Annotated in this window: 12 protein-coding genes and 1 pseudogene; 1 reads left to right on the forward strand and 12 read right to left on the reverse strand. The window is 70.2% G+C overall.

Going from position 1 to position 15,684, the window contains the following annotated elements:
• Positions 1-14: 14 nt before the first annotated feature.
• The 6 genes from ACZ607_RS09160 to ACZ607_RS09185 form a co-directional block, all read right to left on the reverse strand.
• A complete protein-coding gene (locus ACZ607_RS09160; protein ID WP_469733275.1) occupies positions 15-1,607 on the reverse strand; it encodes a solute symporter family protein in 1,593 nt (530 codons plus the stop codon).
• Complete coding sequence (locus tag ACZ607_RS09165; protein WP_469733447.1) at positions 1,604-2,044, reverse strand: DUF485 domain-containing protein; 441 nt, start codon at positions 2,042-2,044, stop codon at positions 1,604-1,606. The genes ACZ607_RS09160 and ACZ607_RS09165 overlap by 4 nt, the downstream gene beginning before the upstream one ends.
• A gap of 129 nt (positions 2,045-2,173) precedes the next feature.
• On the reverse strand, positions 2,174-2,851 hold the full coding sequence (locus ACZ607_RS09170; protein ID WP_469733277.1) for a response regulator transcription factor: 678 nt from the start codon (positions 2,849-2,851) through the stop codon (positions 2,174-2,176).
• Entirely contained in the window at positions 2,848-4,011 is a 1,164-nt protein-coding gene (locus tag ACZ607_RS09175; protein WP_469733278.1) for a sensor histidine kinase, read from the reverse strand. The genes ACZ607_RS09170 and ACZ607_RS09175 overlap by 4 nt, the downstream gene beginning before the upstream one ends.
• Positions 4,008-4,547, reverse strand: coding sequence for a DUF1453 domain-containing protein (locus tag ACZ607_RS09180; RefSeq protein WP_469733280.1), 540 nt, complete (start codon positions 4,545-4,547; stop codon positions 4,008-4,010). Before ACZ607_RS09180 ends, ACZ607_RS09175 begins: the two co-directional genes overlap by 4 nt.
• A gap of 120 nt (positions 4,548-4,667) precedes the next feature.
• Entirely contained in the window at positions 4,668-6,794 is a 2,127-nt protein-coding gene (locus ACZ607_RS09185) for a DNA gyrase/topoisomerase IV subunit B (RefSeq protein WP_469733281.1), read from the reverse strand.
• Between the two features lie 432 nt (positions 6,795-7,226).
• On the opposite strand from ACZ607_RS09185, the gene ACZ607_RS09190 reads away from it, so the two are divergent.
• Positions 7,227-7,457 (forward strand): DUF7455 domain-containing protein, encoded by a 231-nt coding sequence (locus ACZ607_RS09190; protein WP_073748127.1) that lies wholly within the window; start codon positions 7,227-7,229, stop codon positions 7,455-7,457.
• A 115-nt stretch (positions 7,458-7,572) separates the two neighbouring features.
• On the opposite strand, the gene ACZ607_RS09195 is transcribed toward ACZ607_RS09190, so the two are convergent.
• From ACZ607_RS09195 to ACZ607_RS09220, 6 genes and pseudogenes are all read right to left on the reverse strand, one after another.
• Positions 7,573-8,403, reverse strand: coding sequence for a S1 family peptidase (locus tag ACZ607_RS09195; RefSeq protein ID WP_469733283.1), 831 nt, complete (start codon positions 8,401-8,403; stop codon positions 7,573-7,575).
• A 129-nt stretch (positions 8,404-8,532) separates the two neighbouring features.
• Complete coding sequence (locus ACZ607_RS09200; RefSeq protein ID WP_469733285.1) at positions 8,533-10,080, reverse strand: RNA polymerase sigma factor; 1,548 nt, start codon at positions 10,078-10,080, stop codon at positions 8,533-8,535.
• 324 nt (positions 10,081-10,404) lie between these two features.
• Positions 10,405-11,271: a FadR/GntR family transcriptional regulator gene (locus ACZ607_RS09205; RefSeq protein WP_469733449.1), complete on the reverse strand. Its 867-nt coding sequence runs from the start codon at positions 11,269-11,271 to the stop codon at positions 10,405-10,407.
• 181 nt (positions 11,272-11,452) lie between these two features.
• Positions 11,453-13,213, reverse strand: a complete 1,761-nt coding sequence (locus ACZ607_RS09210; protein WP_469733287.1) for an ABC transporter ATP-binding protein — start codon at positions 13,211-13,213, stop codon at positions 11,453-11,455.
• Positions 13,214-13,359: 146 nt separating this feature from the next.
• Positions 13,360-14,124 carry an NUDIX hydrolase gene (locus ACZ607_RS09215; protein ID WP_469733289.1) on the reverse strand — a complete coding sequence of 255 codons (765 nt, stop codon included), beginning with the start codon at positions 14,122-14,124 and terminating at the stop codon, positions 13,360-13,362.
• A gap of 127 nt (positions 14,125-14,251) precedes the next feature.
• A pseudogene (locus ACZ607_RS09220) lies at positions 14,252-15,653 on the reverse strand (DUF4192 domain-containing protein).
• Positions 15,654-15,684 lie beyond the last annotated feature (31 nt).

Genomic DNA, 15,684 nt, shown 5'->3' on the forward strand with positions numbered 1-15,684 from the left:
CGTCGACCAGATGTCTACGCCGCTCCCGCCCCGGTGAGCGAACGGACCTCCGTCTCCGCGTGCTTGGCCGGGTCCGGTGGCTCCGGCGAGGTGACCGTGCCGATCCAGCCGGCCAGGAAGCCCGCCGGGATCGATACGAGCCCAGGGTTCTCCAGGGGGAAGAACGCGAGGTCCACGCCGGGGAAGAGCGAGGTGGGCCTGCCCGAGACCACCGGTGAGAGCAGCACGAGCAGCACGGCGGGGATCAGCCCGCCGTAGACGGCCCAGACCGCTCCCCGGGTGGTGAAGTTCCGCCAGAACAGGGAGTAGAGCAGCGCCGGGAGGTTGGCGGAGGCGGCGACCGCGAAGGCCAGTCCCACCAGGAACGCGACGTTCAGATTCTGGGCGAGGAGGCCGAGGGCGATGGCCACCACCCCGATGCCCGCCGCGGCCACCCGGGCCACACCGACCTCGCTCCGATGCTTGGCGCCCGGCCTCCGGAACGAGGCGTAGAGGTCATGGGCTACGGAGGCCGAGGAGGCGAGGGTGATCCCGGCGACGACGGCCAGGATCGTGGCGAAGGCGACGGCGGCCACGACGGCGAAGAGCACCGTGCCTCCCGTGGAGCCCTCACCTCCCCCGAGCACGAGCGCCAGAAGCGGTACGGCCGTGTTCCCCGAGGCGTTGGACGCCCGCACATCCGCGGTTCCGACGAGCGCGGCCGCCCCGAACCCGAGCACGATGGTCATCAGGTAGAAGCTGCCGATGAGCCCGATGGACCAGACGACCGAGCGCCGGGCCGCACGGGCCGTGGGGACGGTGTAGAAGCGCGACAGGATGTGCGGCAGGCCGGCCGTGCCGAGGACGAGCGCCAGGCCGAGGCTGATGAAGTCGAAGCGGGCCGTCCAGCTCCCGCCGTACCTCAGGCCGGGCGAGAGGAAGTCCCCTCCGTGGCCGCTGCGTTCGGCGGCGGAGGTGAGCAGGGCGTTGACGTCGCCGTGGAAGCGGAGCAGGACGAGCACGGTGAGCGCCACCGCGCCGGACATCAGCAGGACCGCCTTGACGATCTGGATCCAGGTCGTGGCGCGCATACCGCCGAGCGACACGTAGATCACCATCAGCGCCCCGACCCCGACCACGGTCCAGGACCGGGCGGTGTCGCTCGTGCCACCGAGCAGCAGCGCGACGAGGCTCCCCGCACCGACCATCTGGGCCACCAGGTACAGCACGGAGACCGTGACGGACGAGGTACCCACCGCCGTGCGCACCGGGCGCTCCGCCATCCGGGCCGCCACCACGTCGGCGAGGGTGAACCGCCCGCAGTTGCGCACGAGTTCGGCTACGAGCAGCAGGACGACGAGCCAGGCGACGAGGAAGCCGACGGAGTAGAGCATGCCGTCGTAGCCGAACAGGGCGATCAGTCCCGAGATGCCGAGGAAGGACGCGGCTGACATGTAGTCACCGGCGATGGCGAACCCGTTCTCCATGGGGGAGAACAGCCGTCCGCCGGCGTAGAACTCCTCCGCCGACCCCTGCCTGTTGCGGCCGACCCAGGTGGTGATGCCGAGCGTCACGGCGATGAACACGCTGAACAGCAGCAGGGCCAGCGTCTGATGATCCCCTCTCACCGGCCGGCCCCTCTGGTCATCTCCTGGGTCTCCCAGCGGAGATCCAGCGCGGCACGGTCCCGGTGCAGACGCGCGTGACGGACGTACGCCCAGGTGAGCAGGAAGGTGGTGAGGAACTGTCCGAGCCCCGCCACCATGGCCACGTTGACCGCGCCGACGACGGGACGCGCCATCAGATCGTGCGCGGTGGTGGCCGCGATGACATAGGCGAGGTACCAGAGCAGGAAGGCGATGGCCGAGGGAACCACGAAGCGTCGGTAGCGACGGCGTACCTCACGGAACGCCGGGCTGTTCTGCACCTCCAGATAGATCTCCGCCGCGCTGTGGCCGCGTTGCTCCACCGGCCGGGACCGCCCGTCGGGCACCACGGCCCCCGAACCGTCCGTACCGCCCCACGCGGTGGCCGGGACCTCGTACCACGGGTCGTCGAGCCGCATCGCTGCGGCGTCCGGCCCTGCTTCCTTCTCCACCGACAACTCCCTTGTCCACGAGCCTTTTCGGCCGCGTAGCCAAGAATGGGCAGACCGGGAAGATCCCGGGCACTTCATTCGCCGTGCTTCACCATTTCAGGTGACGGAAGTGCCGGGTGGGTGTGCGAGACCCCGGCCGTAGGCATAACGCATGGCTCCCGTCCGGTCGCGGGCGCCTGTCTTGGCGAAGAGGTTGTTGATGTGCGTTTTCACGGTGGCCCGGGAGATGTGCAGCGTGCGTGCGATCTCCGTGTTGGACTGTCCGTCCGCGATGAGGACCAGCACCTCGGCCTCCCTGGGGGTGAGCCCGTCGGGCAGCTCCGCCGGGACCGGCGCCCCCGTCCCGAGGGTCCGGGCCGTGACCCGCTCCAGCAGCCGGCTCTGCACCTTCGGTGAGAGCCCGGCCTCCCCGGAGAGCACGGCCTCGATGGCCTGGGCGATCTCCTCGCCCCGGGCGTCCTTGGTGAGGTAGCCCCGCGCACCCGCCTGCAGGGCGGTGAACAGCGAATCGTCGTCGGCGAAGGTGGTGAGGACCACCACCTGGGTGCCGGGATGGTCCCTGCGGATACGGCGCGTGGCTTCGACGCCGTCGCACCGGGGCATCCGCAGGTCCATGAGAACCACGTCGGGAGACATCTCGGCGACGAGGGCGACCGCCTCGTCACCGTCCTTCGCGGCCCCCACCACCTCGATGCCGGGCAGCAGGCCGAGCAGCATGACGATGCCCTCCCGCACCACCGACTGGTCGTCCGCCACCACCACCCGCGCGCTCACGCGGGCACCCGCAGATTCACCACGAATCCCTCCTCGTCCGGCCCTGCCTCCAGCGTCCCGCCGAGCAGCTCGGCACGTTCCCGCATCCCCACCAGACCGTATCCGGAGCCACTGACAGCGAGCTCACCGGCGGGACGGCGACCGCCGGAGTCCCGTACCTCCAGGGCCACCGTGTCCGGCTGATACTCCAGCCGGACGGTGACGACCGCCCCCGGCGCGTGTTTGCGGGTGTTGGTCAGTGCCTCCTGCGCCACCCTCCGCACCGTCTGCGACGCCTCTGCCGTCAGCTGCCTCCGCTCCCCCGCCACGGACACCTCGGCCGGCTCACCGGCCATCAGCTGACGCAGGAAGTCCTCCACCGGGATCATCTCCCCGCGCAGCGCGGAGAGCGCCTGGCGGGTCTCGGCGAGGCCCTCACGCGCCATCGAGCGCGCCGCCACCACCCTCTCCAGCACCTGGTCACGGAATTCCGCGGACGGCTCCCGTTCGATCAGCAGCCGGGCCGCTTCCAGGTGCACCAGCTGGGCGGAGAGGCTGTGGGCGAGCACATCGTGGATCTCACGGGCGATCCTGGATCTCTCCGCCAGCGCGGCACTCCCGGCCTCCGCCTCCCTGGCGGCACGCTCCTGGGCGAGGAGGCGCTGGGAGCTGCCCCGGGCCTCGGCATCGAGCCGCAGCACATATCCGCCCAGGCACAGCCCGCCGGCGGTGATCACGCTCGTGAGCCAGCCGTCGCCCTTGACGACGACGTAGGCGACCAGCGTCACCGTCGTGAGCGGGACGGCGGCGACCAGCGGGAGCCTCTCCAGGGCGACCACGGCGCACACACACCACAGCACGGCGGCGGCGCCCCCCGCGCCCGCCCCCAGAGCCCCGAACGCCACAGCGATGAGCAGCACCAGCAGCCCGAGCGAGGGGCCGAGACGGTGCTCCCTGGTGGTCCGGAAGAACTCCTTGCCCACCAGGACACAGCCGGCGGTCGCCGCCAGACCGAGCGCCACCTGCCAGAGGGCGAACCGCCCGTCCGCGAAGATCTTCCAGAGGTAGCCGGCGAATACGGCGGCCCATACGAACCACCCGATGGCGGCCCGGAGCCGAGTGCGGGGCTCCGGCGTGAGGGCCTCCTTGGAAGGCCAGCTCGTCCACGTACCGCGGTTCACGCCCCGCCCTTCGTCATGACCGCTCCGGCCGCCGACGGCGCGTCTCCGGCCGGAGAAGCCGCCGTGACACCGTACTGCTCACGTATGCCGCCGGCCCTCAGAGCCAGCACACCGCTGCGTGCGAACAGCATCGCCGCGAGCGATATGAGCAGAGCTCCCGTCCCCTGGTGCACACCGAGCAGAAGTGCGGTCCCGGCCAGCGCGACGCGCAGCGCGATCCCACCCGCCCATACGAAGACGGTCGCCCTGGTCCCCCTGCTCCAGAGCGTTTCGTCCGGCGCCTGCCACAGCCGGGCGGTCCAGCCCCATCCCGCACCGGTGACCAGACCGACCAGGAGACCCGCGCCGAGTATCACCGCCGACAGCGCCTCGTGACGGGGGTCGAGGGCTCCGTCACCGCGCAGCGCGACGACGAGGAGGACCGCCGGCAGCACCCACCACCGCTTCAGTTCGCCGACCCGCTGGGCCGAGAACTGACGCACGACGACGAGCGCGACGACCGCGACGATCACCAGAACGTTGAAGAGCTCTGTCATGCCGGCCTCCGAGGGCGTGAGGATTCGATGTCCTCGACGCTACGGAGATGCGGGGGTCACGGGATCGGCTCAGGGGCTGACCGTGGGTGGAAAAAGGTCTCCACCCACGGGTGGAGAACCTCAGACGTCGATACGGGAGCGGTCCAGGGTGGCGGCGGAGCTGGTGATGAACTCCTTACGCGGAGCGACCTCGTTGCCCATCAGCAGGTCGAAGACGTGCTCGGAGGATTCCAGGTCGCCGATGTTGATCCGGCGCAGGGTGCGGTGGCGCGGGTCCATCGTGGTCTCCGCGAGCTGGTCCGCGTCCATCTCACCGAGACCCTTGTACCGCTGGATCGAGTCCTTGAACCGGACGTTCTTCCGCTGCAGCTCCAGCAGCGTCTGCCGCAGCTCGTTGTCGGAGTAGGTGTAGATGTACTTGTCCTGGCCCTTCTTCGGCTGGACGAGCTCGATCCGGTGCAGCGGGGGCACGGCCGCGAACACCCGCCCCGCCTCGACCATCGGCCGCATGTAGCGCTGGAAGAGCGTCAGCAGCAGGGTGCGGATGTGCGAGCCGTCGACGTCGGCGTCCGTCATCATGATGACCTTGCCGTAGCGCGCGGCGTCGATGTCGAAGGTGCGCCCGGAGCCCGCTCCTATGACCTGGATGATGGCCCCGCACTCGGCGTTCTTCAGCATGTCCGAGACGGACGACTTCTGGACGTTGAGGATCTTGCCACGGATCGGCAGCAGGGCCTGGAACTCACTGTTGCGGGCCAGCTTCGCGGTACCGAGGGCCGAGTCGCCCTCCACGATGAAGAGCTCGCTGCGCTCCACGTCGTCGCTCCGGCAGTCCGCGAGCTTCGCGGGCAGCGAGGAGGACTCCAGCGCGGTCTTGCGGCGCTGCGCGTCCTTGTGCTGGCGAGCGGCGATACGGGTGCGGGCGGCGGCCACGGCCTTGTCCAGCACCGCCCTGGCCTGGGCCTTGGCATCGCGCTTGGTGGACGTCAGGAAGGCCTTGAGCTCCTTGGCGACGACATTGGCCACGATCCGGTTGGCCGCCGAGGTGCCCAGGACCTCCTTGGTCTGCCCTTCGAACTGCGGTTCCGCCAGCCGTACGGTGACGACCGCCGTCAGGCCCTCCAGGGCGTCGTCCTTGACGATGTCGTCCTCGGCGACCCGCAGCAGCTTGGAGGAGCGCAGGACCTCGTTCACCGTCCTGGTGAGGGAGCGCTCGAAGCCGCTGACGTGGGTGCCGCCCTTGGGGGTGGCGATGATGTTGACGAAGGACTTGAGGTTCGTGTCGTAGCCGGTGCCCCAGCGCAGGGCGATGTCGACCCCCAGCTCACGGGTGACCTCGGTCGCCGTCATGTGCCCGCGGTCGTCCAGGACCGGCACGGTCTCCTTGAAGGTGCCCGTCCCGCTCAGGCGCTGCACGTCGCAGACGGCCTTGTCCTGCGCCAGGTACTCGCAGAACTCGCTGATCCCGCCGTCGAAGCGGAACGTCTCCTCCGTCTTGCCCTCGCCGTCGATGCCGCGCTCGTCGCGCACGACGATGGTGAGGCCCGGTACGAGGAACGCGGTCTGGCGTGCCCGCTGGTACAGCGTCTCCAGGTTGAGCTTGGCGTCCTTGAGGAAGATCTGGCGGTCCGCCCAGTACCGCACCCGGGTACCCGTACGCGTCTTGGGGACGCGCTTGCCCTTGCGGAGGCCGTTGGCGGGGTCGAAGGGGCTGTCCGGGCCCTGCTCGGTGAACATTCCGGGGACACCGCGGCGGAAGCTGATGGAGTGAGTGGCGCTGTTCCGGTCGACCTCGACGTCCAGCCGGGCGGAGAGCGCGTTCACGACGGAGGCGCCGACGCCGTGGAGACCGCCCGACGCCGCGTAGGACCCGCCGCCGAACTTTCCGCCGGCGTGCAGCTTGGTCATGACGACCTCGATGCCGGAGAGCCCGGTCTTGGGCTCCACGTCGACCGGGATGCCACGGCCGTTGTCGCGGACCTCCACGGAGGAGTCGTCGTGGAGGATGACCTCGATGCTGTCGCAGAACCCGCCGAGAGCTTCGTCGACCGAGTTGTCGATGATCTCCCAGAGGCAGTGCATGAGTCCGCGGCTGTCCGTGGACCCGATGTACATCCCGGGACGCTTACGGACCGCTTCGAGCCCCTCGAGGACGAGAAGATGCCGCGCGGTGTAGTTGGAGCTGTCCCTGTCTGCGCCGCCTGCTCCGGTCAGCAGCGCAGTGGACGGCACGGAATCGGCGGTCACGCGGTTCGCTCCTCGCTGAATTTCATTTGGGGCCCAGTGGGTAACGGGCTCGGCCTCGGTAGCCGCTGAGAGCCTACCGAGGCCTGGTAGAGCGGTTGTAACGCCACCCAGGGGGAATCCTTATGCTAGTCCAGCCTCGCATACGCGTTCGATCATTCGTTAGGGTGACGTGCACATCACGTTCCCTTCGAGGCATGAACCATTTAGGCTCCGGGCACGTCCTCATGAACAACCGGCAAGCCAGCCGGCGGACCGGCCCACACAAGCAACGCGAAACCGTAGCGCTACGCAATACGGCACATTCGCCGCCAACCGGCAACAGACAGCCATCCTCAGAAGAAGTTTCGAAGAAATGCCACGAGCGGGAACGTTTTCGGCCTGGTTGGATGTTGACCCTGGTACGACAGCTCGTCGAGCTAGAGAAGAGGCGACGTGACTACTGTTCTGACCCCCGCGAGCCCGCTGACCGCAGCAGACCGCTGTGACCGTTGCGGCGCCCAGGCCTATCTGCGCGTCGTCCTGATCAGCGGCGGTGAACTGCTCTTCTGTGCCCACCACGGACGCAAGTTCGAGCCGGAACTCAAGAAGATCGCCGCGGAAATACAGGATGAGACGGATCGGCTCACTGCCGTGCAGGCCAGTGCCGCCGACGAGGAACACTGACACCTCGCATCCACGACGAGCCATGGGCACGGTCCAGGACCGGCCGACGGGCGGCCTCCCCTCGGGGAAAGCCGCCCGTTCTCGTACGCCCGGACGCGAGGTCCGCAGTCCGTGGTCAGCTCCGGTCGGCCATCCACCGGATCGCCGCGGACACGCGTGTGTACACCCCGGGGCTGCCGGGGCTCCCGCAGCCACTCCCCCATGAGACGAGCCCGATGAGGCGCCCACGGGCCACCAGCGGGCCTCCGCTGTCCCCCTGGCAGGCATCCCGCCCGCCCGCGGTGTCACCGGCGCAGAGCATCGACGAGGCCTCGTACGCGCCCCGTGTGCCGCCGGGGTACGCGCGGACGCAGTCGCTGTCCGGCATCACCCGCACCGTGGCGGCGTGCAGCCCGGACGCGTAGGCGCCGTAGCCGGTCGTGTCCCCCCAGCCGTACACCGTGGCCTCGGTACCCGGCTCGTACGCCGCGTCGCCGGCCCCGGCCATCGGGATGACGCTGTTCTCCGGCAGCGCCCGGGCCAGGGTGAGGACCGCGAGGTCCCCGGCGTTGGTGTGCGGGTCGTAGCCCGGATTGACCCACGACGACCGCACGGGGATCTCCTGGCCGCCCGGCCCGCTCAGCTCGTCCCGGCCCGCGATGATCCGCAGGTCGGCGACCTCCGTGACGGAGGCGCCCAGGACGTCCTCCCGCAGGCAGTGCGCGGCCGTGAGCACCTTGGTGGGTGCGATCGCCACTCCGCCGCAGAACTGGCCCGCGCGGGTTCCTCCGAACCGGTCACGGCTCGACAGGGCCACGGTCCACGGACTGTCCGCGACGGCCACCGGCCTCCCGCCGACGATGATGCTGTCCGCGGCGGCCGGGGCGGGGGGACCGAGGGGTATCACCGCGGCAGCGGCCGCCAGGGTGAGCGCGGCGGGAAGGACACGGACGAGAACGCGGGGCATGAAGACTCCTGACGCCGAGGTGAACAGTGCCCACTCAGCGTCATCCGCCCCGGTGCCGACCGCATGCGGACATGGGCCGGGGCCCGGAACCTCATCGGTTCCGGGCCCCGGCCCATGTCTGTCCTCGGTCTAGTCGAGGTAGTCGCGCAGAACCTGCGAACGCGACGGGTGGCGCAGCTTCGACATCGTCTTGGACTCGATCTGACGGATGCGCTCACGCGTCACCCCGTAGACCTTGCCGATCTCGTCCAGCGTCTTCGGCTGGCCGTCGGTGAGACCGAAACGCATCGAGACGACGCCCGCCTCGCGCTCGGACAGGGTGTCGAGCACGGAGTGCAGCTGCTCCTGGAGCAGGGTGAAGCTCACCGCGTCCGCCGGGACGACCGCCTCGGAGTCCTCGATCAGGTCTCCGAACTCGCTGTCCCCGTCCTCACCCAGCGGGGTGTGGAGCGAAATCGGCTCGCGCCCGTACTTCTGGACCTCGATGACCTTCTCGGGGGTCATGTCGAGCTCCTTGGCCAGCTCCTCCGGGGTGGGCTCACGGCCCAGGTCCTGGAGCATCTGGCGCTGCACCCGTGCGAGCTTGTTGATGACCTCGACCATGTGCACCGGGATGCGGATGGTGCGGGCCTGGTCGGCCATGGCGCGGGTGATCGCCTGGCGGATCCACCATGTGGCGTACGTGGAGAACTTGTAGCCCTTGGTGTAGTCGAACTTCTCGACCGCGCGGATCAGACCGAGGTTGCCCTCCTGGATGAGGTCCAGGAAGAGCATGCCGCGGCCGGTGTAGCGCTTGGCCAGCGAGACCACGAGGCGGAGGTTGGCCTCCAGCAGGTGGTTCTTGGCCCGGCGGCCGTCCTCGGCGATGATCTCCAGCTCGCGCTTGAGCTTCGGTGCGAGCTTGTCGGAGTTCGCGAGCTTGTCCTCGGCGAAGAGCCCGGCTTCGATGCGCTTGGCGAGCTCGACCTCCTGCTCGGCGTTGAGGAGGGGGACCTTGCCGATCTGCTTCAGGTAGTCCTTGACCGGGTCGGCCGTGGCGCCGGCGACGGCCACCTGCTGCGCAGGCGCGTCGTCCTCGTCGTCGTCGGAGAGGACGAAGCCCTTGTTCTCGCCCTCGCCCTCCTCTTCCTCGCCCTTGCCGGCCTTCACTTCCTCGACCGGCTCGTCGCCGTCGAGCAGCTCGTCGTCCTGCTTGCCGGACTTCTTCGCGGCGGTCTTCTTGACCGCGGTCTTCTTCGCCGCGGTCTTCTTGGCAACCGTCTTCTTGGCTGCCGTCTTCTTCGCAGGAGCGGCAACGGCAGCGTCGTCGGCCGCCACGTCCGCGCTCTCGGCCGCCGGGGCGGCGGATGCCGCGACGGTGCGCGTCACGGCCGTCTTGGCGGCGACGGTCTTGGTGGCGGTGCGCTTGACCGGGCTCTTCGCTGCGACGCTCTTGCGGGCGCGCTTAGGCGACTCCGCGGCACTGACCATCAGCGTCACACCCTCTTCCTCGAGGATCTGGTTGAGGCTGCGCAGAACATTCTTCCACTGGGTTGGCGGAATCTGGTCAGCCTCGAAGGCCCGACGCACGTCATCGCCGGCGATCTGCCCATCAGCCTTTCCCCGCTCGATGAGCGCCATCACAGACTCGGACTCGGCGATCTCCGGCGGGAGCGTACGGGATGTGCTGGCCGACACGAACAACCTCTCGGAACGATGGAAACGGCTTCCGGCCCGGCCCTGGAGAGGGCTGGAACCGACGACCGCCGGCTGGGGATGTCGCCGACGGCGCGGGCTTGGCCTCAGAACTGCACAGCGCACTGTGTGGCTGCTGTATTCCTTCCGCGGCGGTCACCTCTTAAGTCATCGCACTGTTTCGAGGAGTGTTACGCCCAATTCGCGTGGCCCCAGTCACACCCCATCCGCGACAAACAGACCCAGAGGTCACATATCCGTATGAACATGCCGCCGAACCGCGAGGGTCCGGCGGCACACGGTCCGCATACCCCGGTCTCGCTGTGTTCAGTGCTCGCGGGGCGCGGGAACCACCCGCTCGCCGTCGGTGTGCCCGACCAGCAGCTGGCGCATGGCGGCCTCCGCGCCGGCGGAATCACCCGAGGCCAGGGCCTCCACGATCCGCGCATGGTGCCCGAGGGACGCCTCGGCGGGGCGGTCACATCCGGTGACGGACCCACCCGAGACGTGCAGGGCCGCCGACACGATCCCGGAGAGGTGTTCGAGCATGCGGTTGCCCGCCGCCTGGATCAGCAGGGCGTGGAATTCCGCATCCGCCCGGGAGAACGTGATGGCGTCCCCCTGGCCCGTCGCATGCCCCATGATCTCGATCATGTCGCCGAGGCGCTGCTGAATGTCCTCACGGCCATGACCGGCGGCCAGCCGTGCGGCGAGCGGCTCGATGGTCCAGCGGAGGTCGTCCAGCTCGCGCCGCTGGTCGTCACGCTGCGGACCGAAAGCGCGCCATTCGATGATGTCGGGGTCCAGGAGGTTCCAGTCGCTCACCGGGCGCACCCGGGTGCCCACGTTGGGCCGGGCACTGACCAGACCCTTCGCCTCGAGAACGCGCAGGGACTCCCTCACAACGGTGCGGGAGACCTCGAATCGCTGGCCGATCTCCTCCGGAACGAGCGGCCGGTCGGCACCGAGGTCGCCGGAAACAATCATCTGGCCGAGCTGCTGGACCAGTTGGCCGTGAAGTCCACGGCCGCGACTGGCCGTGCCACGCCGGCCCGCCCGCCCCAGATCGGATTCGGCACCACCCCAGGAACGGAGGGCGGCACGCTCGCCGGCCGGGGCCTCCGTGTACGGGTAGCGGTCGATTTCGCCCGGGCCGGCGAGGCCGGAGTCGGCGGAGCGGGCGGCGGTCATCATGGTGTGCGCAAGGGTACTCACGCATCCTTTGTCGGCGCGGCTCACCCGGCCCTTGAGGTCTTTGCTGAAAAGCACACGAAAGGGTGATCGGCACCCGCCTCTCAATTGACGCGTTATCGGTAGAAATCACGCCCTTTCAGGGGAGTTGTCCGTAAGTAACCTTCGCGCCCAGGTGAAGCGATCACCAACGAGCTCTGCCTCGAAGGCTGGTGAACACATACGCGCAGATCAAGGCAGACAACGACAAGGAAAGCGCCAGCCCTACGGGTTGAGCCACAACCCGCACGGCGGCCATGGCCAAGCGGTCCGTCTCGTACGGCCACTGCGCCCAGCCCAGTTCACGCAGCCGGCCCGGCAGTCCCGTGATCGAACGGGCGGACGGTCCCGCGAGGAGTTTCTGCATCAGCGGTACGACGAGGACCGGAACCGCCAGTACGGCCGCGACGCCGGCGACCGTCAGCCGGAACACACCGGCCCCCAGCAGTCCGGCCCAGGCGCAGCCGACCGACAGGCCCGCCCAACTGGCGCCGAGCTGGGGCCCGTTCTCCGGGACCGACACCAAGTCGCCGCCGTACACGAGACGCAGGGCTTCGGCATCCGCCAGTACGGAGAGAAGGGCGAGCAGCAGCGCCACACCCGCGGAGACCACCAGCTTGGCGAACAGGAGCCCGAGGCGACGCGGGACCGTTCCCCGCCCGGCGGCGAGCGCGGGGTACCGGAACTCGTCACCGAAGGAGAGGGCACCGAGCAGCCCGGCGGCGAACGCGGCGGGAGGGAGCGGCAGCAGATCCGGCCAGGCGACCAGCAGATCGGGCAGAGGCACCTTGCCGGAGCGGGCCAGCAGCACGGAGACGGCCGCCGAGACGACCAGAACGGCGACCATGATCAGGGCGGTCGTCCTGACGCCGAAGAGGCGGCGCAGTTCGTACCTCAGGGGCCGGAGCGGACCACGGGCCGGGCGTACGGGAATCGGCGGGGGCAGCTTCGAGACCGCCACCGCCGAAGCGGGCCCCGGCAGGACGGTCCTCACCGGGACCTCACCCCTGCCCCGGGGCGGGGCGGCCGCCGGACCCGCGTCCCCCGTCTCGTCCGCGAGTTGATGGACGGGCAGACCGTGCCGGTACGCCGTGTCCCCGACCTCCGCGCAACTGCTGCCGTACACCGACAGCCGGCTGCCGTCCTCGGCGACCACCTCGACGGAGCGCTGTGCCGCACGGGCCTCTCGGCTCATCACGGCGGCCAGCCTGGCCGCGTGGGGGGTCCGCACGGCGACCCGGGGCCGCAGGCGGGTCCGGGAGAATTCGGCGACGTCCTGATCGGCGACGAGGCGCCCCTCGTCGATGGTGACCACGCGGTCGGCCGCGCGAGCGGCCTCCTTGGGGTCGCCGGTCGTGTGCAGGACCGTGCCGCCCTGGGCCGCGTGCGCGCGGAGCAGACCGTGGAGCCAGCTCCTCTCACGCGGCGAGAGCCCCTCGGTGGGCTCGTCGAGCACGAGCGTATGGGGGTCGCCGAGCAGCGCCGAGGCGAGGCCGAGCCGTCGGTCCATGCCCGCCGAGAGCGTGCCGATGCGCTGATCTCCCAACCCCGCGAGGCCGACGACCTCGAGGAGTTCATCGGCTCGCGAAGCGGGAACTCCCGCCGCGGCACAGAGCATGCGGAGCTGGCCGCGCGCGGTGCGCGCGGGGTGCCCCGGCACGTCTCCGAGCAACACCCCGACTTCCCGGGCGGGATGGCCGATGCGGTGCAGTGGGCGGCCCTTGAAGTAGGTGACGCCCCTGCCGCCTTCGAGTTCGAGCATCAGTCGAAGGGCCGTGGTCTTGCCGGAGCCGGGAGCGCCGAGGAGAGCGGTGACGCTGCCGGGCGGAGCTTCGAAGGTCAGATCGTCCACTACGGGCGGACGGTCGCGGTGGGGGGTGCTGGTGAGTCCGATGGCCTGGAGCATCGCTTCTCTCGCTGAGGGTGAGACCGCTCGGCGGCAGGGTGGAGTACCCCAGCAAGATAACGCGACATTTCAGACTTTTTGCGCAACGGTGCCTTTGTGGGCGTTCCGCGGGTACGCGCCGAGCGAGCCCGCGGTCCGCGCCTCCCTCAGACCTCCGGCCTCAGCATCGGGGGGTTGAGCACGGTCGCCGCTCCGGCCCGGAACAGCTGTGCGGGACGGCCTCCCTGCCGCGTGGTGGTCCCTCCGGACGGCACCAGGAAGCCGGGTGTGCCCGTGACCTTGCGGTGGAAATTCCGGGGGTCCAGGACCACGCCCCACACCGCTTCGTACACCCTGCGCAGCTCGCCGACCGTGAACTCCGGCGGGCAGAACGCCGTGGCCAGCGAGGAGTACTCGATCTTCGAGCGTGCCCGCTCGACCCCGTCGTCGAGGATCCTCGCGTGATCGAAGGCCAGTGGCGCGGACTGCTCGCCGTCGCGGGCGAAGCCGCCGCCCGGACCGAGAAGGTCCTCGACCGATGCCCATCGGGCGCTGTTCGCGTCCCCTCCCGCGCGCGGGGCGGGAAGGTCGGGCGCCAGCGCGAGGTGCGCGACGCTGACGACCCTCATCCGGGGGTCGCGCCCCGGATCGCCGTAAGTGGCCAGCTGTTCGAGGTGGGCGCCGTTACCGACGGCGGGAGCCGCCGGGTCGTGTGCGCAGAGCCCGGTCTCCTCGACGAGTTCCCGCGCCGCCGCCGCACCGAGATCCTCATCGGCCCTGACGAATCCGCCCGGTAGCGCCCACCGTCCCTGGAACGGCGTTTCGCCACGCCGGACCACCAACGCGCAGAGGGCGTGGCGTCGCACCGTGAGGACAACCAGATCGACGGTGACAGCGAAGGGCGGGAAGGTCGACGGGTCGTAGGGCGGCATGCCGAAATCATAGTCGTCTTCCTGACGATAAACACTCCCTTCGCCACACCCGTTCCACGCGCTGCTCCACTTCCTCCTCTGCCGGCGGGGCCGGCCGGCAGGAGCTTCCGCCCGGGTCGGAAGCACATCAGTCGTGGCTCCTGGCGTCCCGGCGCCCCAGCCGTCGGATGTCACGGGCCCCGTCGCGGCTTCTGGCCGCGCCCGTACGGGAGGCAGCGGCGCCCGGACGGGAGGAAGCGTCCGGACCGGAAGCAGTGGCCGGGCGGGAGGCGCTGTCCGATGCCGGCCGGGCCGCCGTCCTTCGCCTACGCCTCGCGGCCGGAGTGCCCGGCGCGCGCGGTCCGCTCCGTCGCTCCGTGGTCCGAGCGCTGTCGTGCGGGTCCCCCTCGCCTCCCCGCTCACGCAGGGTGCGCTCCCCACGGAGGCAGCGGCGCAGCGTTTCCGGATCCAGGCCCTGGTTGCACGCCTGGTGCAGCAGCTGGGCGAACGTGTAGTCGGGATCGGCCCGCAGAGCGAGGCCCAGTGCCACCCTGGCACCCGCCTCGTCGTCGGTGGACCAGGAGACCCAGGCGGCCAGCGTGAGCGGCCGCCGCGGCGTGTTCCACGTACGGCCCGACGCATCGGCGGGCGAGCGCGCTCCACAGCCTCAGCGCCGTCCCGGCCTCGGGGCCCTCCATCCACTCGGCGGCCCGGTCCCTGGTCTCGCGGTCCTGGAGGCCCAGGATCACGGAGGCCGCCTCCTCGGGTGTGATCAGACCGTCGTCCCCGCCGTCGGTCCCCGCCGGGCCGGGCGCGGGGGCTGCACCGAGGCGCTTCATGAGGTCGTGCGCGAGCGCCAGAGTGTCTCGTGACACCGCACCGCGCCCGTCGACGTCGAGGATGCGGGACACCAGGACGGCACCGGCCGAATCCAGGGCCCTTTCCTGCTCCAGCGCCGCCGCGGAGGTGCCCCACGGCAGGAGCCGCTGCTCCATGTCCCGCAGCGATCCCCGCACCTGGACTCCGGCGTACGCGGCGGCGGCCGCCATCACCGTGGTCCCCGGCAGCGCCAGCGGGTTGCCCTCGGGCGGACAGCAGCGTTCGTCCGGGCAGCAGTAGGACCAGTAACGGCCGTCGGAGATGCAGAGCGCCTCGAGCACCGGGACGTCCAGCGCCCCGCAGGCCGTACGCAGGTGCTGCGCGAGCGGCCGCAGCCGCTCCATGGCCTGCGTGGGGCTCTCTCCCTCGGCCGGGTCCTGGCAGAGGAAGACGACGATCGCGTCGGGGCGGGACTCCCGCTTCTCGCTTCCCACGATCAGGCTGCGCGCCAGCTGGTCGGCGACCGGTGCCCATTCCCCGGGCTCGGGTGGGATCCCCAGCCTGAGCCGGCCGCCGAAGCGGCCACGGCCACCGTGCAGGGCCACCATGACCACGCTGTCGTTCGGATGGAATCCCATCAGGTAGGGAAGGGCATCGGCGAGTTCGGCGGGGCCCCGCAGGGTGACCTGCTGCGACTCGGACGGTCCGGTGGTTTCGTCGTGCTTGTTCATGGCATGACGGTCCCGCGGCCGGTCGATTTGC

The sequence above is a fragment of the Streptomyces sp. NPDC104381 genome (assembly GCF_055583745.1).

Excerpts from the sequence above, each read along its gene's own strand:
- ACZ607_RS09165 (WP_469733447.1), bottom strand. The coding sequence starts at position 2,044 with ATGCGGCTCGACGACCCGTGGTACGAGGTCCCGGCCACCGCGTGGGGC.
- ACZ607_RS09180 (WP_469733280.1), bottom strand. The coding sequence starts at position 4,547 with ATGACAGAGCTCTTCAACGTTCTGGTGATCGTCGCGGTCGTCGCGCTC.
- ACZ607_RS09195 (WP_469733283.1), bottom strand. The coding sequence starts at position 8,403 with ATGCCCCGCGTTCTCGTCCGTGTCCTTCCCGCCGCGCTCACCCTGGCG.
- ACZ607_RS09205 (WP_469733449.1), bottom strand. The coding sequence starts at position 11,271 with ATGATGACCGCCGCCCGCTCCGCCGACTCCGGCCTCGCCGGCCCGGGC.
- ACZ607_RS09210 (WP_469733287.1), bottom strand. The coding sequence starts at position 13,213 with ATGCTCCAGGCCATCGGACTCACCAGCACCCCCCACCGCGACCGTCCG.
- ACZ607_RS09215 (WP_469733289.1), bottom strand. The coding sequence starts at position 14,124 with ATGCCGCCCTACGACCCGTCGACCTTCCCGCCCTTCGCTGTCACCGTC.